Genomic DNA, 23,861 nt, shown 5'->3' with positions numbered 1-23,861 from the left:
CTCGTGCGATATCCGCGACCGTTGGGAGTCCACTGTGAAGCGCGTGTTCGCCTGTCTTCTCCTCGCCGTCTCACCGCTGCTCGCCGCCTGTCCCGGCCAGCCGGACGAGGAATCCGACAACAACCCGGGTGTCGAGCAACAGGACGGTGACCAGAACAACGACGACCAGAACAACAACGACCAGAACGACGACAACCAGAACGACGAGCAGGACGTTGAAGACGACGAGGACGACTGAGTTGCCGGCCGCCTCGCGACCCGGCGCCCCCAGGATCGGGTGACGCCGGGCGCGAAGCCTCGTCTCAGGCGCTCGGCGGCTGCAGCAGCTGGAGACTCGCGCCCTGCGGGTCGGAGACGGTGGCGACACGGCCGTAGGGCGAGTCGACGGGTCCGTCGAGCACGCTGCCGCCCAGCTCGCCGATCCGCACCAGGTCACCGTCGACATCGGAGGTCGTCAGGTAGACGCGCCAGTACGAGGGGGTGCCGTCGGCGACGACGCCGCGGGCGTCGCATAGCCCGGCGGTCGCGGTCTCCTCGGAGCCGTTCGTCACGTAGCGCCAGTCACCCGGCATCTCGTTGATCGTCCAGCCGAAGACCTTCTCGTAGAACGGAACCGCCTCGTCGACGGACTGGCTCATCGACTCGAACCACACGGGTGAGCCGGGCTCGGTCGAGTGCTCGAAGCCCGCGAAGTCGCCGGGCTGCCACAGGCCGATCACGGCGCCGGCCGGGTCGACCGCGACGGCCATCGTGCCCGCCTGGCCCATCGGTGAGGCGGGCACGATCACCTGTCCGCCCGTCTGCTCCACAGCGGCGACGGCCGCCTCCGCGTCGGGCACCGTGAGGTACACGCCCCATTCGGTGGGCAGCTCGCCACCGTTGGGGCAGGCCATGCCCTGCGTCGACATGAGCCCGCCGACGGGCGCGCCGTCGCGCAGGAGGTAGTGGTAGTGGGCGAATTCCTCGCCGCGGTCTTCGAAGGTCCAGCCGAAGAGCGCGCCGTAGAACTCCTTGGCGCCTTCGATGTCGCTGGTGGACAGGTCGATCCACGCCGGGCTTCCGGCCGGGCGCGACGGGCTGGTGACGTCGGCGTTCTGCGTCGAAGTGGTCATGACAGACTCCCTGAGGTCTCGTGGCGGCGGTGCGCCGCCCCTGTACGGATTGAGACTCACGGTAGGCGTCGAAATCATCGCGGCGCCGCGACGAACGACGCCAGGAGGGTTGTTGTGCCCGATGTGTGGAGCGCCGTGCACGCCGAACGGTGCGCACTGATCGACGACCTCGCGCCCCTGACGGACCAGCAGTGGGAGGTGCCCTCGCTGGCCTCCGGGTGGAGCGTGCACGACGTGGCGGCTCACCTCGTGGACAACGCGCTGACGACGCCCGCGCGGCTGCTGCGGGCGATGATCGCAGCGCGTTTCGACTTCGACGGACAGAACGCCAACGGTGTCGCGGCGGCGAAAGGTGCTACTCCCGCGGAGACCCTCGACCGACTCCGGGCGGTGACCGATCGCCGCACCGGTCCCCCGACTTTCCTTGCGGCCGTGGAGAGCCGGATCGTCGAGGAGATCGCGCACGGCGAGGACATCCGGCGCGCTCTCGGCATCGAGCGCGCGTACCCGCCGGAGGCAGTGGCCGCCGCCCTCGCCTACCAGGCCAAGACACCCGAGAGCATGGGCGGCGCGAGGTCGCTCGTCGGGCGGGTGACGCTGGTGGCCGACGACGCCGACCTGCGCCTCGGGCAGGGTCCGCAGGTGCGCGGGCCGGCGCTCGCGCTGCTCATGCTCGCGACCGGCCGCCGCCACGCGCTGGGTGAACTCAGCGGCGCCGGTGTGGCGCTCGTCGACGTGCCGACCTGATTGCCCGCCGTCGCACCCGCCAACCCTGACGAAACCCACGCGGGCGCGCACGGCGCGGACCAGAATGGGCCCTAGCCGACCCGACGCAGGGCCGCTCGTATCCGTTTGCGCTGATCACGCGCCTACCGACCCGGAGGTCACACCATGGCGTTCACCATGCCGACGAACATCGAATCCCGCCCCGTGACGGTCATCGGAGGCGGCACGCTGGGCCGCAAGATCGCCCTCATGCTGTCGAACCGTGGCGGCACGGTGCGGGTCGTCGACAAGATTCCCGAGGTCCGCGAGGCCGCCAAGGCGTACGTCGACGAGATGACGCCGACGGTCATCAAGTCCATCGACGGCGGCAAGGCCGGCACCATCGAGCTGTTCGACGACATGGCCGACGCCGTGCCCGGCTCCTGGCTGGTGGTCGAGGCCGTGCCGGAGAAGAAGGACCTCAAGGTCTCGCTGTTCGGTGAGCTCGACAAGATCGCCGACGCCGACGCGATCCTCGCGACGAACTCCTCCTCGTACGCCAGCGAGGAGATCATCGGCGAGGTCGAGCACCCCGAGCGGGTCTGCAACGTGCACTTCTACCAGCCGCCGGAGCTGCCCGCCGCCGACCTCATGAGCTGCGGCCAGACCGACGAGCAGGTGCTGCCGTTCCTCAAGGAGGAGCTGGCCAAGCACGGCGTCTACGGCTTCGTCGCCGCGAAGAAGTCGACCGGGTTCATCTTCAACCGCATCTGGGCGGCCATCAAGCGCGAGTGTCTGTCGGTCGTCGCCGACGGCGTGAGCACCCCGCAGGACATCGACCAGATGTGGATGATCAACTTCGGCATGAGCTGGGGCCCCTTCCAACTCATGGACAAGGTCGGCCTCGACGTCGTGCGCGACATCGAACTGCACTACATGGACGAGCGGCCCGGCCTGCCGACCAACACCATTGAGCTACTCGATGAGTACATTGCCCGCGGTGACCTCGGCAAGAAGAGCGGCAAGGGGTTCTACGACTACTCGCAGGAGTCGTAGGTCACGAGCCTGACCCTGGCTGCTGCGTCACGAACGGTCGCGCGCGACGCGCACGAGAGCGGCGGCCAGGGCGGCGAACTCCGCCTCGTCAACAAGGCCGGCGAGGGCGTCGCCGTCTTGCGGCAAGCCCGCCTTCGCGGCGCCCTTGAGCACAAGACTGTCGGCGTACGGCCGAAGCTGGGGCAACACGGCTTGCGCCTCGCGCAGGAAGATCGCGGCACCGGCCGGGCCGATGCCCGTGAACTCTTGTAGCAACTGACTGATACGCGCCGGGTCAGTCCGGCCCTCGTCGCGGAGCCGTCGTAGGTCGCCGTGCCACCGGTCGAGGAGCAGAGCTGCCGCCTCGTCAAGCCTCGTGGCGGTGCTCTCGTCGTAACGTCGGTAGCCGCCGCGGCCCAGCGCGTCGACCCTCTCCTGCCAGGTGCTGTCGCGCAGGCGCTCCGGGGTGCGCCAGCCGGCCGCGAACAACTCTCGGGCTGTCGCCACCGCGATCTGAGAACTAATCCGGGTCGACAACAGCAGGCACAACACGAGCAACTGCCACAACGGAGACGGTTTGTCCCGCAACGTGATCCCGGCATCCTCAGCGAAGGTTGTGCCTTGTTCTTGCAACATTCGACGGGCGATGTCACGAGGTGAGGTCACAGCCGCGCAGTACCCGGCTGGCTCGACGATCATCCCTCAGTTCGCGGTCAACAGGACGGGCTCCCGCGGTCGCGGCACGATGGGCTCAACGGATCGGGCACCCTAGGGAGACTCATGGACATCGCTCTCGCCCAAGGCGACATCACCACGTTCGACGTCGACGCGATCGTCAACGCCGCCAACCACTCGCTGCTCGGCGGAGGCGGTGTCGACGGCGCGATCCACCGCGCCGGCGGCAAGGCCATCCTGCGCGAATGCCAACGGCTGCGGGAGACCGAGTGGCCCGACGGCCTGCCCACCGGCGAGGCGGTCGCGACCACCGGCGGCGACCTGCCGGCTCGGCACGTCATCCACACGGTGGGGCCGACGTGGGCCAAGACCAAGGACAAGTCCGAGCTGCTGCGCTCGTGCTACCGCAACAGCCTGCGGGTCGCCGACGAGCTCGGCGCGCGCACCTTGGCGTTCCCGCTCATCTCCGCCGGTGTCTACCGCTGGCCCAAGGACGACGCCGTGCGCCAGGCCGTGACGACACTGCGCGCCACCCCGACCCAGGTCACCGAGGCAACATTGGTGCTTTTCGACCAGGCCACCTTCGACCTGGCGCAGGCGGTCCTCGCCGACGTGTGACGGCCCCGACACGGTCGGCCCGTAGGTTGGGCCCATGGCCAAGCGACGCAGACCGAAGCACGTCCGCCGCGGTGACGCGCGGCTGCGGCACCCACGCCACCATGCGCCGTCGACGCCGCGCACGCACCCCGACACCTCCGACGTGCCATTCATCCCGGAGCTCCGCCTGGCGCTGCGGCGCGACGGCATCGACGTGCTCCTGCAGGTCTGCCTGATGATCGAGACCGCGCTCGCCTCGCAGCCGGGAACCCCGGAGGCGACCGTGGGTGAGGACGTCGACGCCGCCCTGGCCGCGCTGACCGACTCGTTCGTCGAGGTGGACATCGCCGAGACGACCGCGGCCCTGCACGTCATCGCCGCCTTCACCAGCGACGAATCGTTGCGGGAGCGGATCGACGCGGTCGTGCGGGGTCGGCGGCAACCGATGCCGGCTCTGATCGGCGATCTGGAATCGACGCGTGTCCGCAGGGCCGTGACGCTGAATCTGTCCGACGGGGACGGGACCGACTACGTGATCGAGGTCGACTGGCCCGATGGGGTACGCCGCTGTGCGGCCCTGACGTTGAGCGGCGACTCCGGCATGGTCGACGCCTATCTGGCGACGATGGGGCTCGACGAATTTGTCTCAACCATTCGCAACAATCCGCGGACGGCCGCCACGGTGGTCACACCGGTGCCACTCTCCCGGGCGCGGCGTTTCATGTCAGCCGGGCTGCGCCACCTGGCCCTGTCGGAGCCGGCTCCGACCCTTGCCGACAACCCGCTGTGGCCGGCTGTGCGTCATCTGCTCGCGTGGCTCACGGCGCGGCTGCCCGCCAACCTCGAGGCGGAATCCCTGTCCGACACCGAAAGCCTGGATGCCACTGCCGATCCGCGCGACCTGGTGGAGGCTTTTCTCTCGTCGCCCCAGGCCGAGGACCTGTCCCGCGAGCCCGACGGCCGCGATGCTCAGATCGCCGCCGACATCTTCCGCTTCGCGACCGACACCGGGGATCACGACCCTCTGCGCTGGAATGCCAAGCGCATCGAGAACCTGCTCGTCGACTGGATGCACGAGCAGCCGGACCGCGACCTCGCCTACCGCGAGCGCGTGCCGCACGTGCTGCGTCAGGTGATCACCTACTGCGGGGAGCGCCTCGATACCGGCCCGGCGGAACGCACCAGGCTGCTGGGCACCATCGCCGAACTGGAGCCGGTGTACGGCAAGCTCGCGGAGACGACCGTGAAGCTGCACGAGAATCAGCGGATCATCGAGTCCTTCGGCACCGGCGACGGCCTGTTCGAGGCCTACGTGCTGAGATCACTCGCCACCAGCGTCGGCGGCGAAGACGTCCTCGACGCACTCGACACGACCGCGCTGCCGGAGGAGCCCCTCGACCTCGACGCCGTGTCAGCCGACATCCGCGACGACGTCCAGCGCATCGCCGGTCTCGTCGACGCGGCCGTGCTCGACGACTTCGGCATCGAGGGCCGTACGGCCTGCCGCCGGCTGCTGAGCGCGGTCGCGGCGGGCGATCCGGCGATCTTCCGGCGCGGCTCGAACGAGCGCACCACCGCCGCGGCGATCGCCTGGCTCGCCGGCCGCGCGAACCGGCTCATCGGCGAGCCGCACACACCCCCTGCCGCCGAGATCCTGCGGCGCTTCAGCGTGAAGGACGTGCGTCAACGCGCCGAGACCATGCAGCGCGCCATCGGTGTCAAAGCCTCCCGGACCGACACCCGCCCCGTGTTGGCGGACCCGCGATTCCTCGTCGCCTCGCAGCGCCGGGCGATCATCGACGAGCGCGACAGGTACCGCCGCGCCCTCGCCGCCTCCGAGCGCGCAAATGCCGACGAGGACCCGGAAGGCTGAGCCTCATCGCCCTCATGAACCGTTCCTGAGGCGCTCGGCGCCGGTCAGTCCGGGATCAGCACCGCCGCCCCGGTCACCCGCCCGTGGGCGAGGTCGGCGAGCGCCTCGTCCGCCCGGTCCAGGGGCACCGTGCTCGTGTGCGGTTGGATGCCGAGCCGCGCGGCGAGAGTAAGCAATTCCTCGCCGTCGCGGCGGGTGTTGCTCGTCACGCTGGTCACGGTGCGCTCCCGGAACAGGTGCTGTTGGTAGTTCAGAGTCGGGACGTCGCTCATGTGAATTCCCGCGAGCGCCAAGGTTCCTCCCGGGGCAAGTGCCTCGAGCGCCAGCGGCACGAGGTCGCCGGCCGGCGCGAAGATGATCGCCGAGTCCAGCGGCACGGGCGGCGCCTCGTGGGAGCGCACCGCCGAGGCCGCCCCGAGGGCCAACGCGAGCTCCCGGGCGCCCTCGCCGCGGGTGATCGCGTGCACCTCGGCGCCCTGCGCGATCGCGACCTGCGCCGTGATGTGCGCGCTTCCGCCGAATCCGTACAGTCCCAGTCGGCCTCCGGGAGGTAGGGCCGCGCGCCGCAGCGATCGGTAGCCGATGATGCCGGCGCACAGCAGCGGCGCGGCGCTCGCGACGTCCAGGTCATCGGGGAGTCGGTACGCGAACGACTCCGGCACCGTTGCATATTCGGCGTATCCGCCGTCGGCGTCCCAACCGGTGTAGCGCGACTGCGGGCAGAGGTTCTCCCGGCCCGCGCGGCACCACCGGCAGGTGCCGCAGGTGTGCCGCAGCCACGCGATGCCGACCCTGTCATCGTCGGCGAATCGCGTTGCGCCGGCGCCGCGCCCGGCGACTCGCCCGATGACTTCGTGGCCGGGGACGACCCGCTCGCGATGCACCGGCAGGTCGCCTTCGGCGACGTGCAGGTCGGTGCGGCACACGCCGCACGCCTCGACCCGCACCAACACCTCACCCGGGCCCGGCTCGGGAATCGGCCGGCGTTCCAGGCGCAGCGGCCGCCCGTCGATCGGCCCCGGCTCCGACACCACCCACGCCCGCATGTCGCTCATCTGCTCGCCCTCCTGCAGGCCGACGCTACTGCGCGGCCGACGCCCGCGTCCGGGGATCTCGGGTGGTGCGCCACGGCCGAGGGCTTCTCGCGGGCGCTACCCCGTCTCCTAGATCGGGGTCTGGCGTTCGTGCGGCTCGGCGACCGGCTCCGCTCGATCGACCCCTGACGCGCGAATCGCACGCAAATGTCTCCAACGGAGTGTTTGCCGTTCGGCGACGTGACGGAGCGCCGAACGGTCCGCTCGGCGCGTTCACGCTGCTGGGAGGCGCCGTCCACGCAGGCCCCCCGACCGTTCGCCGCGGCGGGACCAATGGCCCACAGCGCCGGAGGTTTCCGCGCTGCAACTCTGAGCGCAGTGAGATCACTTCGCAGCGCTGCGAACCCGTCGTAGCGCCTGCTCGACGGAAGGCTTCTCTCATGTCCGCATCGCTCGATGATCGACCCACCCAGGTCACTCTCAACACCTCGGCGCCGCTGAACACCAAGTTCGTCATGGGCGACCCGGGTCCGCTGGGCACCGCCGCGTTCGCCCTGACGACGTTCGTGCTGTCGACGTTCAACGCCGGCCTCCTCGACGCCGAACTCAAGCCGGTCGTCTTGGGTCTCGCGCTCTTCTACGGCGGCATCGTGCAGGTGTTCGCCGGCGTGCTCGAGTTCTTCAAGGACAACACGCTCGGCGGCGTCGCGTTCTGCTCCTACGGCGGGTTCTGGATGGCCTTCTGGTACCTGTCGACCCAGACCGAGTTCCCGGCGACCGTCTCCCACGAGGGGCACGGGCAAGCGGTCGGCCTCTTCCTGCTCGGCTGGACGATCTTCACCGCGTACATGACCGCCTGCGTGAGCAAGACGAACACCGCCCTGTTCGTCACCTTCATCTTCCTGCTCGGCGCGTTCATCTGCCTCGCCGTCGGCGACTTCATGGGCATCACCGCCGCCGTCCGGGCCGGTGGCTGGCTCGGCCTCGGCGCCGCGTTCGGCGCCTGGTACTGCTCCTTCGCCGCCACGATGAACGCCACCGCTGGTCGGGTCGTCATCCCCACCTGGCCGCGGCGCAAGTAAGACCCACCGCCCCTGCGCCGATGGCCCCGCTCGCGACGAGCGGGGCCATCGGCGCATGTCGGTGGCCTCGCCTCGACGCCGAGTTGGGTTTGTCCGTAGCGCTTCTCGCAAGAACCACGATTCGGTTGACAGACCTGTGCGGCACAGAGAAGGCTGACGCCCGAGCGGGGCCGGCGGGTCCGGCCGACCCGTCTGCCTCAGCGTCGAGGAGCCCCCCATGAAGTCTCTGCCCCGTGTCGCCCTGGCCGCCCTCGCCGCCACTGCCCTCCTCGCCACGAGCGCTGCGCCCGGGCTCGCATCCGGGCCCGACGCCGGCTCTGCCACGCAGGCCGAGCCGCGCCACTTCGACGGCAGACTCGCCAGCGGATCGACCTGGGCCATCGACGTGCCCGCCGACTGGAACGGCGACTTGGTGCTGTTCAGCCACGGCTACCGGACCGGCCCGGACAACCCGCTGCGGGACGTGAACTTCACCCCCACGGCCGACGCGCTCCAGGCCCGCGGGTACGCCGTCGCGCAGGCCTCCTACTCCCGCCTCGGGTGGGCCCTGGAGACCGCCGTCGACGACCAACTCGGCACCCTCGCCGTCTTCACCGACAAGGTCGGCGCGCCGCGGCGCACCATCGCCCTCGGCCGATCCATGGGCGGCCTCATCAGCAGCCTGCTCGCGGAGCGCCCCGACGCCAAGATCGACGGCGCCCTCTCCACGTGCTGACTGCTCGGCGGTGGGCTGAACCTGAACAACTACCAACTCGACGGCGCCCAGGCGGTCGCGTCGCTCCTGCTCCCCGGGCAGAACGTCAAGCTGACGAAATTCAGCTCGACCCAGGAGGCGGCAGCGCAGGCCGACCGGCTCGTCGCCGCCGTCAAGACCGCCCAGGGCAGCGCGCAGGGGCGGGCCCGCATCGCACTCGCAGCGGCGCTGATGAATGTGCCGACGTGGTCGACCGACGTGTCCGCCCGGCCGTCGACGGACCCGGCGACGATCGAGAAGGCCGAGTACGGCTACCTCGTCGCGACGCTGCCGATGGTGATGACCCGCCGCGTCGACGTGCAGAACGTCGCCGGCGGCGACAGCGGCTGGAACGCCGGGGTCGACTACGCCAAGCTGCTCGAGCGCAGCGCCCGCCGGGACGATGTCGCCGCGCTCTACCGTTCTGCCGGGCTGGATCTGGCGGCCGACCTCGATCGCATCACCGCTGACGCCGACGTGACCGCCGACCCGCACGCGATCGCCTGGCTGGCCCGCACGTCACATCCCGTCGGGGCGCTGCGGGTGCCGGTGCTGACCATGCACACCACCGACGACCCCGCCGCGCCCGTCGAGTACGTGAACAATTACGCTGGCAAGGTGCGCGCCGCCGGCAAGGCCAGATTACTGCGCGAGGCGTACGTGCAGCGCACCGGACACTGCACGTTCACGGTGGCGGAGAATGTCGCCGCCGTCGACGCGCTGCGCGCCCGGATCACGACGGGCCGGTGGGCCAAGGTGGCGCAGCCCTTGACCCTGCAGCGGGCCGCGGAGAAGACCGGCCTCGGTGAGGCGGCGTTCATCGACTACCGCCCCGCCCCGTTCGTCAACGACCGCATCGACCGCCGGGCGCTGCCGGTCGTCCCCTAGTCACTGGAGTCTCCGGCTCCGCGGGAGACCGTAGATCTGTCCACAGCCCTGCGCGCGGTCATGTGGTTATCCACAGATGCCGTTCGAGCCGAGCGGAGACTGGTCATCCGCTCCTAGCGTCGGGCCATGAGCTACCTCTACGACCCGCAGTACCCCTCCGCGACGCGCTACCCGCCCGACGGGTACGAGTCGCCCTACGGTTGGCGTCCCCGCGAGAACCCGCTCATGGAATGCTGCAGCGAGCTGGCCGAGGCGAACCTGATCGGGCCCGGCGACGGGTCGCACCTGGAGACCCTGCTGCATCTCGCGCACACCCACGGCTGCCGGGACGCTTTCGTGTGGGGGCCACATCTCGTGCGTGCGGTGCTGTCCGGAGACGATCCCCGCCACGGGCTGCGCTCCCTGGAGGAACGTCAGGCCCTCGTGCGTGTGCTGCGGCGCGTCATCGAACACGGTCACGAGCGGCGCAACATCGACCCGCAGTGGCGCCTGCTCACCGGCGACGCCCTCGAAAAGGCCCGCGCCGCCTACCTCGCGGGGGCCCCGACCGAGGCCGAGCTGCGGCGCCGGCGCTGTCTGGACAACCTCGCCGAACTCGTCGGCGGCGTCGAGGCCCTCGCCTCTCTCGACCGGGAGCCCGTGCCCGCCGAGACGCTGGATCTGAGCGAGGTGCCCGCCGACATCCACGAGCGGGTGCGACTCATCGACGCGATGATCGTCACCGGCCTCACCGCAGACGGCGTCGACGAACCCGAGCTGCTGACGATCGCTCACCGGCTCCTGCGGCGGGCGGCCCGCCTCGACCCCAGCCTGTTCCGGCGCAAGTCCCGCGACCAGACCATCGCCTCGGGCCTCGTCGTCCTCGCCGTCGAGAGCAACGGCCGCGGCCAGGATCCCGGCCTGACGCGTCGTGATGTCGCCCGCCGCCTGAACGTCGTGGGCGGCGCGAACCAACGCGGCGTGTCGTTGTTGCGCTCGGCCTGCGTGCGCCAGCACACCGTGTCCTACGAGTTCCGGCAGGGGCAACCGGAGCATCTCCAGCGGCGCTGGGCCGGTCTCGGCGAGCTGCTCTGCGCCCCCAGCCTGCAGACCGCTGCCGTCCGCGGACTCATCATCGAATCGCACGAGGCGCTCGTCGAGCGCGGCCGTCTTGAGCGGGCCTCCGCGACCGACCCCACTGCTCTGGAGGCGGAGCCGTCCGTCGGTGAACCGGGCGACGCGGAACTCGTTGGGGCCGAGGGGGCGGAGGTCGAGAAGTCCGTGACCGGCGACGATCCCGGGTCGACCGACGTCGACGGCTCCCGGCGTGCTGAGAAACCCGACGCCGCGCCCGAGTCGCCGGAGAACCAGACCCCGCCTCGCGGCACGCGTGCCCGCGCGTCCCGAGCGAAGACCGCGACAGAGAGCGCTGCGTAGCGCAGCCGCTCTCGGCATCGACGACGCCCAGGAGATTCCCCCATGACGACCATGAACCCATCGATCGCTCCCTCGACCGCCTCCTCAGCGACATCCGAGCGCATCGCCCCGCGGGGCAGGACGAACGGCGACGGCACCGCTGCGCCGGACCTCGCCGACCCCCGCACGGCCGACACCACCTACCAGGTGCGGCTGGTGCTGCTGCCGGGCACCGGTATGCCTCCGGACGAGATGCTCCCCGCGCAACGCCTGCGCGCGGGGCATTACCGGCTCCTGCGGACGTCGGCGCTGACCACGCTGGCCAGCGGGGACGAGGTCATCACGAGCACCGACCGCCAGGGGCATCGCCAGATCATCGGGCTGGGGCCGCCCGGAGACCGTGCCCTGTCCGTCGTCGAGACCCGCGGCCTGGATCGCGACGAAGTCCGCGCCGTCGCCACCGGATGGCGCTCGCACGGCGCGATCTCGACCCGCGTCTGGCGGCACCGGCTCACCACGACGTGGGAGGTCGACGCCGACGACGCCTTTCGCTGCCTGCGGCCGACGCTGCACGGCCGGCCGGGCTGGCATCTCGCCGGGGTCTACGCCCCGCGCGACCGCACCAGGCGGCTCGTTTGCGTCACCGCGCACCTGCCATGAGCCGGCTGGCGGCCGTCCGCGCGTGTCTCGCCATGCGTGACGGTGTGGGTGCGCGCCGCACGGCCCGGCTCACCGGGTGGGTGAACCGGGCCGTGGCGACGTCGTGCACAACCGGATCCCGCCTGCTGCAGGCGGTCTCCGGTGCTTCGTCAGGAGGGGTTGGACTGCAGGAAGCCCGACAGGCGCTCGAGCTCCTTCTCCCAGCCCTCCGCGTGGTACTGCGCCACGTCGGGGCTGTACGGGCCCTGGATGATGCGCACCAGCGTGCCGTCCTTGCCCATCTTCGTGAACTCGACGCGCAGCTCCAGCGGCTTGTCCGGGTCGATGCCGGCGTCACCGGTGATGCGCTGGCGCGCCACGAACACGTCCGGGTCGAAGTACTCGGTGAAGGTCGCGTCCGTGGTGACCCGAACCGACGGGTCGTTGTCGCGCACCTTGACGTGGTGATGCTTGCCGCCGAGCTTCAGCTCGGACGTCACGGTGTCCTTCTCCACGTGCCAGCCGGGGCTGCCACGCCACTGCGCCATCTCGTCCGGCTCCGTCCAGGCGCGGAACACGCGGGGCCGTGTGTAGGGGAAGGTGCGTTCGACCGTGACGATGATGTTCGCAGTCATCGGGTCCTCCGGTTCGGTCGAGCCGATGACCCGAGCAGGCCGTCGCCTCGATGCGAGGGTGTGTGGTTCGCGGCGGCAGCTACCACCGCGAGGCATGGTGCAGTGGGCAGTATTCCGCGCCAACGGGTGAGTGTCCAGGCCCAATGTCCCAGACGTCCTAGCTGGGCGTTTCTCGTGTCAGGTCAGGCCCGTCCGACTGCCTCACCGCACGGGCAATTCAGTCGTCGGAGACGGCCCGCGGGGCGGCTCCCACGGCGACCGACCCTCCTCGAGTGGAGCGCCGGGCGGGTCGTGCGGTGGGCTGCTCGGATCCCCGTCACCGCCGCCGCTCGGACCGCCACGCCCGTCGTCGCCCGGCCCGTCGTCGCTCTGCCCGTCGTCGCCGCCCCGGCCGCGGCGCTGCTGCATCCGCTGGCGGCCGGACTCGACGAGGTCGTACAGAACCGGCACGAGCAGAAGCGTCAGCAGGGTCGACGTCACCAGTCCGCCGATGACGACGATGGCCAGCGGGCGCGAGATGAACACACCGCCTCCGGTGAGCCCGAGCGCCATGGGGATCAACGCGCAGATCGTGGCCATCGCGGTCATGACGATCGGCCGCAGGCGCAGCCTGGCGCCGTCGATGATCGCGTCTTCGATGCCGTCACCGGCCGCGCGGTACTGGTTGATGAGGTCGATGAGCACGATCGCGTTCGTCACGACGATGCCGATGAGCATGAGCAGCCCGATCATCGCCGGCAGCCCGAGGGCCGTGTCGGTCAGCAGCAGCAGGGCCACGGCGCCGGTCGCCGCGAACGGGATCGACACCAGCAGGATGAGCGGCTGGATCAGCGACCGGAACGTGGCCACCATGACGAGGAACACGATCGCGATCGCGATGAGCATCGCCAGCCCGAGCTGCCGGAACGCCTCCTCCTGGTCGGCGCTGACGCCGCCGAGCGTGGCGGTCACGCCCGAGGGCAGCGAGGCCGCCTCGATGCCGTCACGCAGGGCGGCGTTCGTGGCGGACAGGTCGTCGCCCGTCGGGGTGGCGCTCACCGTGACGGTGCGCACTCCGTCGGTGCGCGTGATGGTCGCTGGCGCCGCCACCTCACGCACCGTCGCCACCTGACTCAGCCGCAGCGGCGTGGCCTGGGCGGACTGCGCGTCCTGCGCGGCCCGAGCCAGCCGCGCCGCCTCATCTGCCTGCTCGGTGCCGCGTTTCTGCGCCTCCTGCGCCGCCGCGATCTGCTGGTCCATGGCGGCGACCTGCCTACGGGCCTGCACCAGGCCCGCCTCCAGCTGAGTCACCTGCGCCTCGATCTGCCGGATCAGGGCCTGCTGCGCCCGCGACAACCCGGCCTGCACCGACGGCACCGACCTGCGCGGAGACGGGGTGGGCCGCGATGCCGCGGGTCTGCCCGACCGGGCGTCCGCGGGAGTCGCGGCCCGGCCCGCCGAGGGAGTCGCGGCCCGAGCCACCGCGGGAGTGGTGGCCCGAGCCGCCGAGGGGGCCGCCGTCGGGCTCGCCGAGGGGTTTACCGTCCGACTCGCCGAGGGGGCCGGTTGCCGGGCGGCGGTGGGAGGTGCCGTGGACACGGCGGCGGCGGCCGTGCGGGTCCATTGGCGCAGGGTCGCGACCAGCTGCTCCAGCTGCGCCACCTGCCGCTGGGTCTGGGTGCGGCTGGCCCGCAGCTGCCGTTCCAGCTGGGTGACCTGCCGCTGCGCCTGCGTCCGCCCGGCCCGCAGCGACTGCATCTGCTGCGCGGCCTGCCGCCGGGCCTGCGCGGCCTGACGTTCCTGCATCGCCTGCTGCTCGTCGGCGACCTGGGCCGCGGCGTCCGCCCGCGCGTCCATCGTCTGTTTCTGGCTGATCGGCAGGTCGATGCGCGACAGTTGCGCGACCGTCTGTGCCGGTTCCTGGCTGCGCACGAGGATGTCCTGCCGGTTCTCGTCCGACACCAGCTGGCCGGCCGGCGTGCCCCGCACCGCGGACGCGACCGCCTGGCCGACCTCGGCCTGCGTCATGCCCGCCGCCGCAGCCTTCTGCGGGTCGATCGTCACCTGCAGCAGGTTCGTCGTCTGCCCGAGATCGCTGCGCACCTCCTCCAGGCCGGCCACGCCGCGCATCATCGCCGCCACCTGGTCGCTGCCCTCGCGCAGCGCTTCCAGGTCGTTGCCCTGCACCTGGATCTCCACGTCGGAGGTGGCCGGCCCGCCTCCGGACCGCACCTGCACCTCACCGACGTCGGTCAGCTTGACCACCTCCCCCCGCAACCGCTGCCCAACCTCGCTCGCGGACTGCCCGGGCGAGAGCGTCACGACCATGGACGCGGTCGCGGCGTTGCCGGCGCCGCCGAACGCCGCCCGCCCCTGGCCACCCCCCACGGTGGTCTGCACCGACTGCACCGACGGATCGGCCGACAGCACCGCCTCCACCTTCTTGGCCGCCGCGTCGGTGACGGCCAACGTGGTGCCCGGGGACATGTCCTGGGCCACCGTCAGCGTGTCCTGCCCGGCATCGCCGAGGAAGTCGGTGCGCAACCGCGGCACGAGCACCATCGAACCGGCGAACAGCGCGAGCGCCAACACCAGCGTCAGCACGCGGTGCCCCAGCGCCCAACGCAGCGTCGGAACGTACGGCCGCTGCAGCCAGGTCTGCGCCTCGTGATCGGGCTCGGCCTCGGCCCGCCTCGCGAACCGCGAGCTGCGGCGCGAACCCGAGCGCGGCACCATGAACCACGACGCCAGCACGGGCACGATCGTCAGCGACACGAACAGCGAGGCCAGCAGCGCGACCGACGTCGTGAACGCGAACGGGCGGAACAGCTCACCGACCTCGCCGGAGACCAGGCCGAGCGGCAGGAAGACGACCACCGTCGTGATCGTCGAGGCCGTCACCGCCCCGGCGACCTCGCGCACCGCCCGCACGATCGCGCCCGCCCCGCGTTCGCCGAGCCCGACGTGCCGCTTGATGTTCTCGATGACGACGATCGAGTCGTCGACCACCCGACCGATCGCCACCGTCAGCGCCCCGAGCGTGAAGATGTTCAGCGTCTGATCGGCCGACCACAGCCCTATGAGCGCGATGAGCAGCGATGTCGGAATCGAGATCGCTGCGATGACCGTGGGGCGGAACGACAGCAGGAACACGAAGATCACGAACACCGCGAAGGCCAGTCCGAGGAGGCCCTCGGTGCCGAGGTCCTCGATGGACTTCTCGATGAACGGAGCCTGGTCGAAGACCGTGCTGAACGCCGCACCGCCGCCGAGCTGGCGGGTGATGCCCGGCAGCGCCTCGCGCACCTGCTCGGCCACCGCGACCGTGTTGCCCTCGGTGTCCTTGACGACCGAGATCCCCAGCGAGGGTTGGCCGTTCGTGCGGGAGAGGGTCGTCGCCTCGACCGGCTCAGTCGTCACGTCGGCGACCTGTTCGAGCCGTACCGGCCCGTCGGTGCCCTGCAGGCGCAGCGCCTTGAGGTCGGCGAGCTTGGACAGCGGCCGCCCGACCTGCACGTCGACCTGCGAACCCCGCACCTCCACGTTGCCGGCCGGCACGGTGACCCCGGCCGCCTGCAACGCCTGCGGCAGCATCGCGGGGGTGACACCGAACTCTTCGACGTCGGCCGGTCGGAAGGTGATGACGACCTGGCTCTCCCGCGCCCCGGAGACCGTGACGCTGCGCACCCCGTCGATCTCCGAGAGCCGCGGCACCGCGATGTCTTGGAGCTTGCGCGCCAGCGTCGTCTCGTCGTCGTCGCTGGTCACCGACAGCGCGATGATCGGGATCGCGTCGAGGCTCCCGCCGATCACCCGCGGCTCGACGTCCTGCGGCAGCTGCGACTGCACCCCGGAGACGGCCTGCTCGACGTCATGCTGGACCGCGGCCGAATCCTGCCCGTAGTCCCATTGCACGCGCACCTGGCTCAAGCCGCGGGTGGTCGTGCTCGTCACGGTCGTCACCCCTGCGACCGGGCGCACCGCCTCCTCGATCGGGCGCGTGACCTCGCGTTCGATGACGTCGGGCGCCGCGCCCGGGTAGGCCGAGACCACCGCCGCCGACGGCAGCTCCAGAGACGGGAACAGCTCCTGTTTGAGCGTGGTCGCCGAGAACACCCCGACCGCCATGAGCAGAAGCGTGACCAGCGCGACGACGGCGCGATTGGCAAGGCTGACACGTGTCAGGTGGTGCACGTCGGCAACCTCCGCTCGGTGGGCCCGGGTGGGGATCCGGACGCGTCGACGCCGACGGATTCCCGTCGATGCGCGTGACGATAGCCCCCGTCCCCGAGATCTCACAGGCCGGCCTCGCGCCGAGTGCGGCCTTGCGGGAGGGCCTTGCACCGGCGGGGCGACCGGGAACCGGCCGCGGCGAGCGGTGAGCGGCCGAGAACTGCGGGGCGACCAGGAACGGGCGAGGCGCCCGGGAAGCGGCGGGCGGTGCGGTACTCGAGCTATCAGCCCCGCGGTGCGGGACCCGGTTCGACGTCGCCTGCTGCGGGTCCCGGATCGACCTCGAGGTCGGGAATCGTGCCGAGGATCTTCGTGATCCGGCCGATGAGGACGACTCGCGAAGGATTCGGCCGCGGGGTGCGGTAACGGCGGGCGTAGCGCTGCTCGGCGTCGGCAACCGCCTCCGGATCGGTGCTCACCTGGGCTCGCGCCTCGATGCTGCACCAGTGCCGGCCGTCGAATTGGCACAGCACGATCCGGGAGCCATCGGCCCCGGCGCGTTCGACGTGGCGGGCCTTGCGGGAGTCACCGGAGGTGATGACACGCACCAGGCCGGCGGGCACGTCGAGGGTCGCGCCGACCGGCACGACGTGGGGTGTGCCGTCGGGGCGCAGGGTGGTCAGCGAGCACAGCAGCCGCCGCGTCCAGAACGCCTCCAGACGGGGGTCGGCGAGGTCGATGCCGTGCGGGCGGCGCCGTCGGCCGCTGAGTTCTCCAGCCACGCCCGCCATTGTGTCCGCTGCGGCGCCGCACCCGGTCCTCGGGGCGAGTGCCGCCATCCCCGCCGGGCCGCCTCACGTCCCCGCCGGGCCGCCTCACGTCTCCCGCCGGGCCGCCTCACTCCCCCGCCGGGCCGGGCCACCGCATGTCCCCCGCCGGCCCGGGCCACCGCGTGTCCCTCGGCGGCCCTCCCTACGCACTCGCGGCGGGACGAGCCGCGGAAAATACCGTTGCGCGCTGCGACGACGCGGATTTAGCGTGTGCGGACACGGGAAAGGAGGTGATCCGAGTAGTGAAGAACTTTCGGACGCGTGAGGTGACTGCGCGCTAGCGCAGCCGTCCCGACACCTCCCCCGCCCCGCCGGCGCCGCGTGGCGATCGACGACGGGGGCAGTGGTCGGCTACGGACGGGTGAGCTGCGATTCCACCGCAGTCACCACGGCCCGCGGGTAGCCCGGCATCGTCCACCGGGCACGCCGGATTCGGCAGCCCGCGGGTCTTCTCACGCCCTCGACAGGCCCTGGTGGCGCATTCGCCACGCCTTCGCAGGCGCAGCCGGCCGCGCCAGTCCTTCGGCAGACACCCCACGCCGCGTCAGCCCTTCGACGGGCACCCACCGCCGCGTCAACCCTTCGGCAGACATCCTCGGGCCCCATCGGACCAGCGTCAGTCTCTCCCCCAGGCTCACCGAACCCGCGCACCCCTTGTCAGGCCTTCCACCAGGCGCGAGTCGGCCCGCGCGAAAGATAGTGGGAAGAACACCCGGGCAGACGCGGCAGATTTACCTCCCTGTCCGCGGCTACGTGCTACCCCGCACCTGCCGCTCGCGCACTTTGCGGACGGCCGACCCCGCGCCACGGGCAGTAACGTCGAGTGTCCGACACGGACAAGGTCGGGCCCCGCGAAAGATAGTGGGAGAAACACCCGGGCAGACGCGGCAGATTTACCTCCCTGTCCGCGGCTCCGCGTGACGCCGCACCCTGCCGCGCATTTTCGCGGGCGGCCGGTCGCGCGCTTCGGGCAGTAGTGTCGAGCGCCGGGAGGCAGGAGACCGCCATGACGACAACGGCACAGACGCCGGCAACGACGCCGGCACAGCCGCCAACGTCACCGCGTCGCAGGGCCGGGCTTTTCGTCGGGCTCGCCACGCTCGACCTCGTCCAGCGCGTCGACGCGCTGCCCGGTCCCGACGACAAGGCCACCGCCACGTGGCAGGAACTCGCCGCCGGCGGGCCCGCCCTCAACGCCGCGGTCGTCTTCGCCGCCCTCGGTGGCGACGCCACCCTCGTCACGCGCGTCGGCGCAGGACCGCTCGGCCGTCTCGTCGCCGACGACCTACGTCGCCAGAACGTGCGGCTCATCGACCTCGCCGACGCCGGCTACACGCCCGCGGTCTCCGCCATCGCCGTCGACGCCGGAACCGGTGCCCGGCAGATCATCTCCACCGACGCCGGAGCGAGCACCCCGCCAGCGCCCGACGATCCGCGGCTGAACAACCTTGCCCACGAGACCGTCGACATCGTCCTCATCGACGGCCACCACCCCGACCTCGCCCACGCCGTCCTCGACGCGGTCACCGAGGCCCGGGCCCTCGGCCCGACCGACACGCTCGGTGTAACCGGAGCCCCCACCGAAACCGACCCGCTCACCGAGACCGACACCCACGACGAAACCGACACGCTCACCGAGGCCGACGCCCACGGCGAGACCGACACGCTCACTGAGGCCGGCACCCATAGCGAGACCAGCGCAACCGGCGAGACCGACACGCGTATAGAGGCCGACACCCACGGCAAGACCGACACGCTCACGGAGGCCGACGCCGACGGCGAAGCCAGCGCGCCCGCCGACACCGACACGCACCGCCACGGGCTCGACCAGCCGCCCGGCCCCTTCCGCAGGCCGACGAGACCGCCGGTCGTGCTCGACGCCGGCCGCTGGAAACCCCCGATGGCCCGGCTGCTCCCCCGCTGCACCGACATCATCTGCTCCGCGGCCTTCCGTCTCGAGACCCCAGCCACCACGGCCGACGACCCCGACGCGCTCCTGGACGCGCTGCTGGCCACGGGCGCACGCTTCGCGGCGATCTCCAACGGCGCCGAGCCGATCCGCTGGCGTCACGCGCACGGGACCGGTCAGCTCGAGGTGCCACCCACGCAGGTCGTCGACACCCTCGCCGCCGGCGACGCCCTCCACGGCGCCTACGCCTGGGGGCTCGCCACCCGCCTCGCCGACAGCCCGATCGACCCGGCCGACCCGATCGACCAGCGCCCGCAGGCACTGTCGACCGCCGCCACGATCGCCACCCGGTCCACCACGCACCGCGGCACCCGCTCCTGGCTGGCCGACCTCCGCGAGACCCACCGGCCAGGAGACTCCCCATGACACCCGACACACCCGAGACACCCGTCCTCACCCGCCTCCCGGAGGCGGTGCAGCGCGCCGCCGACCTCGCCGCTCGCGGCACCCGCACGGTCCTGGGCATCGCCGGCGGCCCCGGCTCCGGGAAGTCGACGATCGCCGCCGCGATCGTGACGGCGCTGCGCCCCGGCGCCGCGGTCGTCGTGCCGATGGACGGCTTCCACCTCGCCAACACCCAGCTGCGCGCGCAGGGCCTGGCCGAGGTCAAGGGCAACATCGCCACCTTCGACGCCGACGGCTACGCGGCGCTGCTCGCGCGGCTCCGCGATCAGCGCCCCGACGAGATCGTCTACGCCCCCTACTTCGACCGTTCGCTCGAGGAGTCGATCGGCAGCGCGATCCGCGTCGACCCGACGGTCCCGCTCGTCATCACCGAAGGGAACTACCTGCTCTCCGACGGCCCCTCGTGGGAGCGGGCCCGCGCCTGCCTCACCGAGTGCTGGTACGTCGACGTAGCCACCGACCTGCGGGTACACCGCCTCATCGACCGCCACATCCGCCACGGCCGCAGTCCGCAGGCGGCCCGCGAGTGGGTGCTGCGTTCCGACGAGGCCAACGCCCGGGTCGTCGCGGCGACCGCCGACCGCGCCGACGTCGTCGTCCGGCTCACCGAATAGGAGCCTGCCGAGAGCCCTGGGAGCAGCCGATGCTCTCCGAGGAGTCCACAGACCGAACGGAAAGTTGACACGTCCCGGGAACGCCTGGTTATCTCGATGTCGAGGGGAGTACTTCACGAACCTTCGCGACCGGCCATTCCGACGTCCCACGGCGTCCCGGCGCGAGCCCGATTCTCATCCGCCTCAGCGGAGTTCGGGTGAAGGAGACCTCACAGCCCAACCGCGAAGGTTCTCCTGTGATGTCCTCTTCCATGCTCGCTGCCGCCGCGTCCGGCGGCTCCGCCTCCATCGCCTCACCCATGCTGTGGGCGCTGACGATCGGCGGCGTCATCGCCCTGTTCGTGCTCGACTTCATCATCACCCGCCGACCGCACGAGGTCTCGATGCGCGAGGCGCTCGGCTGGTCGGCCTTCTACATCGCGATTCCCGTCGCGTTCGGCGTCTACCTGTGGAGCGCCTTCGGGGGCCAGATCGGCCTGGAGTACTACACGGGCTATCTCGTCGAGAAGTCGCTGTCGGTCGACAACCTCTTCGTCTTCATGCTCCTGCTCGCCGCGTTCGCCGTGCCGCGCGAACTGCAGCAGCGCGTGCTGCTCATCGGCGTCGCCGGCGCGCTCGTGCTGCGGGCCATCTTCATCGCCGTCGGCGCCCAGCTCATCGCGAACTTCTCTTGGGCGTTCCTGCTCTTCGGCCTCATCCTGCTCGCCACCGCGGTCAAGCTGCTGCGCGACGCAATGTCGCCCGCCGACCACGAGATCGAGGTCTCCCAGCTGCGGACCGTGCGAATCCTGCGCCGCTTCTACCCGGTCACCGACGACTACCACGGCACCCGCCTGAGCGTCCGTGACCGCGGCCGTCGCGCGCTGACCCCGATGGCGCTGGTCATCGTCGCGATCCTCGGCACCGACATCGTCTTCGCCATCGACTCCGTGCCCGCCGTCTACGGCATCACCGGCGACGCCTACCTCGTGTTCGCGACGAACGCGTTCGCGCTCCTGGGCCTGCGCGCCCTGTACTTCGTGCTCGAAGGCGCGCTGTCCAAGCTCGTGCACCTCAGCTACGGGCTGTCGATCATCCTCGCGTTCATCGGCGTCAAGCTCGTCATGCACTGGGCCCACGGCATCTGGGACTGGGTGCCGGTCATCCCGACCCTGGCCTCCCTCGGCGTCATCGTCGGCGTGTTGGCCATCACCACGATCACCAGCCTGCGCGCCTCGACGAAGGCCGAGCGTGCGGCCGAGCGGGAGAAGTCCACGATCAGCTGACGCCGAGCACGAAAGAACCCCTCCGGAACACTCCGGAGGGGTTCTCTCGTCGGTGGGTGATCAACTCAGCCGTACGTCACAGCCATACGAGGGCGACGATGACGTTGAGCACGGTGGCGGCCGCGGCCGCGTGCGTGAAGAGCTGGTTGCCCTGGCCCTTGGCGGCCTTGGCGCGGGAGATCTCGGCGAACACCACGACGAGCAGCGCGATGACGAGCTTGACGCCGATCATCATGTGGTCGAACACGCGGACCTGGCCGATCTCACCGGCCGCCACGAGCATCAACCCGAGCAGCAGCTGCAGCCGCGCGCCCCAGACCATCACCTCGCTGATCGTGCCCCGGCTGACCGACAGGATGTAACCGACGACGAGGAGGGCGAGTCCGCCCCAGTGTGCCCAGGTGAGAGCCAGATACGTAGCGACCATGGGTCCACCCTAAGCAAGCGGCCGACGCGCTCGCCCGCCGACCGGACCGGGTTGGGGAGTCGGTGACGCCGCTCTCGGGGCACACACCCAGTCGGCGCTATCGAGCGCGAGGTGTCCCGTCTCCGAGTCGGTGTCCCGCTGCCCGCCGGGCTCTCGGACCCGGCTCTCGGACCCGACTCTCGGACCAGGCTCTCGGACCAGGCGATGACGTCAGACGAGGCGGCGATGCATCGCCCAGGCCGTCAGCTCATGCCGCGAGGACAACTGCAGTTTGCGCAGCACCGACGACACGTGCGTCTCGACGGTCTTGACGGAGATGAACAGCTCCTTGGCCACCTCCTTGTACTGGTAGCCGCGCGCGATGAGCCGCATCACCTCCCGCTCGCGGGCCGAGAGCCGGTCGAGCTCCTCGTCGACCTCGGCCACCTCCCCGGCGGCGGCGCCGAACGCGTCGAGCACGAAGCCGGCGAGCCGCGGGCTGAACACGGCGTCGCCGTCGGCGACCCGCCGGATCGCCGAGACGAGGTCGCCCGGCGAGATCGTCTTCGTCACGTATCCGCGGGCGCCCGCCCGGATGACCGCGATGACGTCCTCCGCGGCGTCGCTGACCGACAGCGCGAGGAAGCGCACCGGCGCTCCCGTCTCGGTGGTCAGCGTGCGGCAGCCGGCGATGACGTCGCTGCCGCCGTGGCCGTCTCCGCCGGGAAGGTGCACGTCGAGCAGCACGACATCGGGCCGCTGCTGGGCGACGACCGCGACCGCGTCGTCGACGGTGGCCGCCTCGCCGACGACCTCCAGGCCGCGGGCCAGGTCGCCGACGAGCTCGCTCTTGACGCCGCTGCGGAACATCCGGTGGTCGTCGACGAGCACGAGGCGGATCGTGCCGGAGGTGGGGGTGGGTGTGGTCACTGCCTCTCCTGGGTGGATGCGGGCGCGTCGCGCGGATCGCGAGCGGAGTCGTCGGGGCCCTGATGGCCGCTCGGGTGGGCATGGTGGGCTGCGCCGGCCGGGTCGTCCGGCCGCTGCGGGTGTTCGGTCGGACCGGCCGGAACGGGCGCCTCGAACGGCAGCCGCAGCGAGACCTCGGTGCCCTCCTCGAGCCGGCGGAAGCGGGCGGTGCCGTCGTGCCGCTGCATGCGCCCGACGATCGACTCGCGCACCCCGAGGCGGTCCGTCGGCACGTCGCCGAGGTCGTCGAGGTCGAAGCCGGTGCCGTGGTCGCGCACGAACGCCTCCGCCTCGCGGGCACCGATCTCGACGTACGCGGAGACGGGGGGCCGCCCGTGGCGCACCGCGTTGAGCAGTGCCTCGCGCAGCGCCCGCACGAGCACGTCGCCGGCGTCGTCGAGGTCGCGGTCACCGGTGACGACGACGTCGATCGGCACGCCGTGGGTGTCCTCGATCTCGTGGGCGACCCGCGCCACCTCCCCGGCGAGGGTGCCCGCGGTGGCGGCGCCGCCGTACAGCCACGCCCGCAGCTCGCGTTCCTGACCGCGGGCCAGCCGCGCGGCCATCGCGGGGTCGTCGGTGCGCTGGATGAGCGCGAGGGTCTGCAGCACCGAGTCGTGCAGGTGGGCCGCGATGTCGGCGCGTTCGGTCTCCCGGATGCGGGCCGTCTGCTCGCGCTCGTAGCGCCGCCAGAAGCCGGCCATCCACGGCGCGAGCACGAGCCCGAGGCCGGCGATGACGGCGGCGGTCGCGACCCCGACGTCCCAGGCCATCGACAGGCCCCGCTCGCTCGTGATGAGCACGACGAGCCCGACGGCGGCGAGCGCGGCCCCGGCGAGCACGCGGGG

The 23,861-nt window shown here is 71.4% G+C and carries 22 protein-coding genes; 13 read left to right on the top strand and 9 right to left on the bottom strand.

Annotated features, from left to right (window positions below; all coding sequences use genetic code 11):
- Positions 1–238: hypothetical protein (locus PINTE_RS12020; RefSeq protein ID WP_217996574.1), on the top strand; the 238-nt coding region annotated here is incomplete at its 5' end.
- A gap of 64 nt (positions 239–302) precedes the next feature.
- On the opposite strand, the gene PINTE_RS12015 is transcribed toward PINTE_RS12020, so the two are convergent.
- Positions 303–1,112, bottom strand: a complete 810-nt coding sequence (locus tag PINTE_RS12015) for a VOC family protein (protein ID WP_068430728.1) — start codon at positions 1,110–1,112, stop codon at positions 303–305.
- Positions 1,113–1,226: 114 nt separating this feature from the next.
- Between PINTE_RS12015 and PINTE_RS12010 the strand changes: the two genes are divergently transcribed.
- Together PINTE_RS12010 and PINTE_RS12005 are read left to right on the top strand one after the other, a co-directional pair.
- On the top strand, positions 1,227–1,859 hold the full coding sequence (locus PINTE_RS12010; protein ID WP_068430724.1) for a maleylpyruvate isomerase family mycothiol-dependent enzyme: 633 nt from the start codon (positions 1,227–1,229) through the stop codon (positions 1,857–1,859).
- 144 nt (positions 1,860–2,003) lie between these two features.
- Positions 2,004–2,873, top strand: a complete 870-nt coding sequence (locus PINTE_RS12005; protein WP_068430721.1) for a 3-hydroxyacyl-CoA dehydrogenase family protein — start codon at positions 2,004–2,006, stop codon at positions 2,871–2,873.
- A 27-nt stretch (positions 2,874–2,900) separates the two neighbouring features.
- Here the strand turns inward: PINTE_RS12005 and PINTE_RS12000 are convergent, their stop codons facing one another.
- Positions 2,901–3,488, bottom strand: a complete 588-nt coding sequence (locus tag PINTE_RS12000; RefSeq protein ID WP_068430719.1) for an HhH-GDP family DNA glycosylase — start codon at positions 3,486–3,488, stop codon at positions 2,901–2,903.
- Positions 3,489–3,632: 144 nt separating this feature from the next.
- Between PINTE_RS12000 and PINTE_RS11995 the strand changes: the two genes are divergently transcribed.
- Positions 3,633–4,145 carry an O-acetyl-ADP-ribose deacetylase gene (locus PINTE_RS11995; protein ID WP_068430716.1) on the top strand — a complete coding sequence of 171 codons (513 nt, stop codon included), beginning with the start codon at positions 3,633–3,635 and terminating at the stop codon, positions 4,143–4,145.
- A 424-nt stretch (positions 4,146–4,569) separates the two neighbouring features.
- Positions 4,570–5,997 (top strand): hypothetical protein, encoded by a 1,428-nt coding sequence (locus tag PINTE_RS11990; protein WP_157087214.1) that lies wholly within the window; start codon positions 4,570–4,572, stop codon positions 5,995–5,997.
- 44 nt (positions 5,998–6,041) lie between these two features.
- Here PINTE_RS11990 and PINTE_RS11985 read toward each other — a convergent pair whose 3' ends face one another.
- Entirely contained in the window at positions 6,042–7,052 is a 1,011-nt protein-coding gene (locus tag PINTE_RS11985) for a zinc-dependent alcohol dehydrogenase family protein (protein WP_306304854.1), read from the bottom strand.
- A gap of 419 nt (positions 7,053–7,471) precedes the next feature.
- Between PINTE_RS11985 and PINTE_RS11980 the strand changes: the two genes are divergently transcribed.
- The 5 genes from PINTE_RS11980 to PINTE_RS11965 all read left to right on the top strand — a co-directional run bounded on the left by PINTE_RS11980 (position 7,472) and on the right by PINTE_RS11965 (position 11,789).
- On the top strand, positions 7,472–8,113 hold the full coding sequence (locus PINTE_RS11980) for an acetate uptake transporter (protein WP_084343519.1): 642 nt from the start codon (positions 7,472–7,474) through the stop codon (positions 8,111–8,113).
- A 217-nt stretch (positions 8,114–8,330) separates the two neighbouring features.
- Positions 8,331–8,828 carry an alpha/beta fold hydrolase gene (locus PINTE_RS24365; RefSeq protein ID WP_245642923.1) on the top strand — a complete coding sequence of 166 codons (498 nt, stop codon included), beginning with the start codon at positions 8,331–8,333 and terminating at the stop codon, positions 8,826–8,828.
- A gap of 210 nt (positions 8,829–9,038) precedes the next feature.
- Entirely contained in the window at positions 9,039–9,734 is a 696-nt protein-coding gene (locus PINTE_RS24360) for a hypothetical protein (RefSeq protein WP_245642922.1), read from the top strand.
- A gap of 126 nt (positions 9,735–9,860) precedes the next feature.
- Positions 9,861–11,150, top strand: a complete 1,290-nt coding sequence (locus PINTE_RS11970; RefSeq protein WP_068430710.1) for a hypothetical protein — start codon at positions 9,861–9,863, stop codon at positions 11,148–11,150.
- A 42-nt stretch (positions 11,151–11,192) separates the two neighbouring features.
- The gene (locus tag PINTE_RS11965) at positions 11,193–11,789 is read left to right on the top strand and encodes a hypothetical protein (RefSeq protein WP_068430707.1); all 597 of its coding nucleotides are present in this window, start codon (positions 11,193–11,195) and stop codon (positions 11,787–11,789) included.
- 149 nt (positions 11,790–11,938) lie between these two features.
- Here the strand turns inward: PINTE_RS11965 and PINTE_RS11960 are convergent, their stop codons facing one another.
- The 3 genes from PINTE_RS11960 to PINTE_RS11950 all read right to left on the bottom strand — a co-directional run bounded on the left by PINTE_RS11960 (position 11,939) and on the right by PINTE_RS11950 (position 17,337).
- Entirely contained in the window at positions 11,939–12,403 is a 465-nt protein-coding gene (locus PINTE_RS11960) for an SRPBCC family protein (RefSeq protein WP_068430705.1), read from the bottom strand.
- A gap of 201 nt (positions 12,404–12,604) precedes the next feature.
- The gene (locus PINTE_RS24355; protein ID WP_068430702.1) at positions 12,605–16,576 is read right to left on the bottom strand and encodes an efflux RND transporter permease subunit; all 3,972 of its coding nucleotides are present in this window, start codon (positions 16,574–16,576) and stop codon (positions 12,605–12,607) included.
- Between the two features lie 263 nt (positions 16,577–16,839).
- Positions 16,840–17,337, bottom strand: coding sequence for a pyridoxamine 5'-phosphate oxidase family protein (locus PINTE_RS11950; RefSeq protein ID WP_068430740.1), 498 nt, complete (start codon positions 17,335–17,337; stop codon positions 16,840–16,842).
- Positions 17,338–18,391: 1,054 nt separating this feature from the next.
- On the opposite strand from PINTE_RS11950, the gene PINTE_RS11945 reads away from it, so the two are divergent.
- From PINTE_RS11945 to PINTE_RS11935, 3 genes are all read left to right on the top strand, one after another.
- A complete protein-coding gene (locus PINTE_RS11945) occupies positions 18,392–19,720 on the top strand; it encodes a PfkB family carbohydrate kinase (RefSeq protein WP_068430699.1) in 1,329 nt (442 codons plus the stop codon).
- Positions 19,717–20,373, top strand: a complete 657-nt coding sequence (locus tag PINTE_RS11940) for a nucleoside/nucleotide kinase family protein (RefSeq protein WP_068430696.1) — start codon at positions 19,717–19,719, stop codon at positions 20,371–20,373. The genes PINTE_RS11945 and PINTE_RS11940 overlap by 4 nt, the downstream gene beginning before the upstream one ends.
- Before the next feature lie 239 nt (positions 20,374–20,612).
- A complete protein-coding gene (locus tag PINTE_RS11935) occupies positions 20,613–21,638 on the top strand; it encodes a TerC family protein (protein WP_068430693.1) in 1,026 nt (341 codons plus the stop codon).
- Between the two features lie 76 nt (positions 21,639–21,714).
- Here PINTE_RS11935 and PINTE_RS11930 read toward each other — a convergent pair whose 3' ends face one another.
- The 3 genes from PINTE_RS11930 to PINTE_RS23245 form a co-directional block, all read right to left on the bottom strand.
- Positions 21,715–22,065, bottom strand: coding sequence for a hypothetical protein (locus tag PINTE_RS11930; protein WP_068430690.1), 351 nt, complete (start codon positions 22,063–22,065; stop codon positions 21,715–21,717).
- Between the two features lie 210 nt (positions 22,066–22,275).
- A complete protein-coding gene (locus PINTE_RS11925; protein ID WP_281178882.1) occupies positions 22,276–22,974 on the bottom strand; it encodes a LuxR C-terminal-related transcriptional regulator in 699 nt (232 codons plus the stop codon).
- The coding region (locus tag PINTE_RS23245) for a sensor histidine kinase (RefSeq protein WP_068430687.1) at positions 22,971–23,861 on the bottom strand (891 nt) is incomplete at its 5' end. The genes PINTE_RS11925 and PINTE_RS23245, both read right to left, overlap by 4 nt.

The sequence above is a fragment of the Piscicoccus intestinalis NBRC 104926 genome, assembly GCF_001515525.1.
GTDB lineage: Bacteria > Actinomycetota > Actinomycetes > Actinomycetales > Dermatophilaceae > Kineosphaera > Kineosphaera intestinalis.
Note: the sequence above shows the minus strand (reverse complement) of the source record. Positions and strands in the feature narration are given on the sequence as shown.

Coding starts and splice junctions, on each gene's coding strand:
- PINTE_RS24360 (WP_245642922.1), top strand. CDS start 9,039: ATGAATGTGCCGACGTGGTCGACCGACGTGTCCGCCCGGCCGTCGACG.
- PINTE_RS12000 (WP_068430719.1), bottom strand. CDS start 3,488: ATGTTGCAAGAACAAGGCACAACCTTCGCTGAGGATGCCGGGATCACG.
- PINTE_RS24365 (WP_245642923.1), top strand. CDS start 8,331: ATGAAGTCTCTGCCCCGTGTCGCCCTGGCCGCCCTCGCCGCCACTGCC.
- PINTE_RS11985 (WP_306304854.1), bottom strand. CDS start 7,052: ATGAGCGACATGCGGGCGTGGGTGGTGTCGGAGCCGGGGCCGATCGAC.
- PINTE_RS11995 (WP_068430716.1), top strand. CDS start 3,633: ATGGACATCGCTCTCGCCCAAGGCGACATCACCACGTTCGACGTCGAC.
- PINTE_RS11960 (WP_068430705.1), bottom strand. CDS start 12,403: ATGACTGCGAACATCATCGTCACGGTCGAACGCACCTTCCCCTACACA.
- PINTE_RS11935 (WP_068430693.1), top strand. CDS start 20,613: ATGTCCTCTTCCATGCTCGCTGCCGCCGCGTCCGGCGGCTCCGCCTCC.
- PINTE_RS11980 (WP_084343519.1), top strand. CDS start 7,472: ATGTCCGCATCGCTCGATGATCGACCCACCCAGGTCACTCTCAACACC.
- PINTE_RS12015 (WP_068430728.1), bottom strand. CDS start 1,112: ATGACCACTTCGACGCAGAACGCCGACGTCACCAGCCCGTCGCGCCCG.
- PINTE_RS11970 (WP_068430710.1), top strand. CDS start 9,861: ATGAGCTACCTCTACGACCCGCAGTACCCCTCCGCGACGCGCTACCCG.
- PINTE_RS11990 (WP_157087214.1), top strand. CDS start 4,570: ATGCCGGCTCTGATCGGCGATCTGGAATCGACGCGTGTCCGCAGGGCC.
- PINTE_RS11940 (WP_068430696.1), top strand. CDS start 19,717: ATGACACCCGACACACCCGAGACACCCGTCCTCACCCGCCTCCCGGAG.
- PINTE_RS11945 (WP_068430699.1), top strand. CDS start 18,392: ATGACGACAACGGCACAGACGCCGGCAACGACGCCGGCACAGCCGCCA.
- PINTE_RS11930 (WP_068430690.1), bottom strand. CDS start 22,065: ATGGTCGCTACGTATCTGGCTCTCACCTGGGCACACTGGGGCGGACTC.
- PINTE_RS12005 (WP_068430721.1), top strand. CDS start 2,004: ATGGCGTTCACCATGCCGACGAACATCGAATCCCGCCCCGTGACGGTC.
- PINTE_RS11965 (WP_068430707.1), top strand. CDS start 11,193: ATGACGACCATGAACCCATCGATCGCTCCCTCGACCGCCTCCTCAGCG.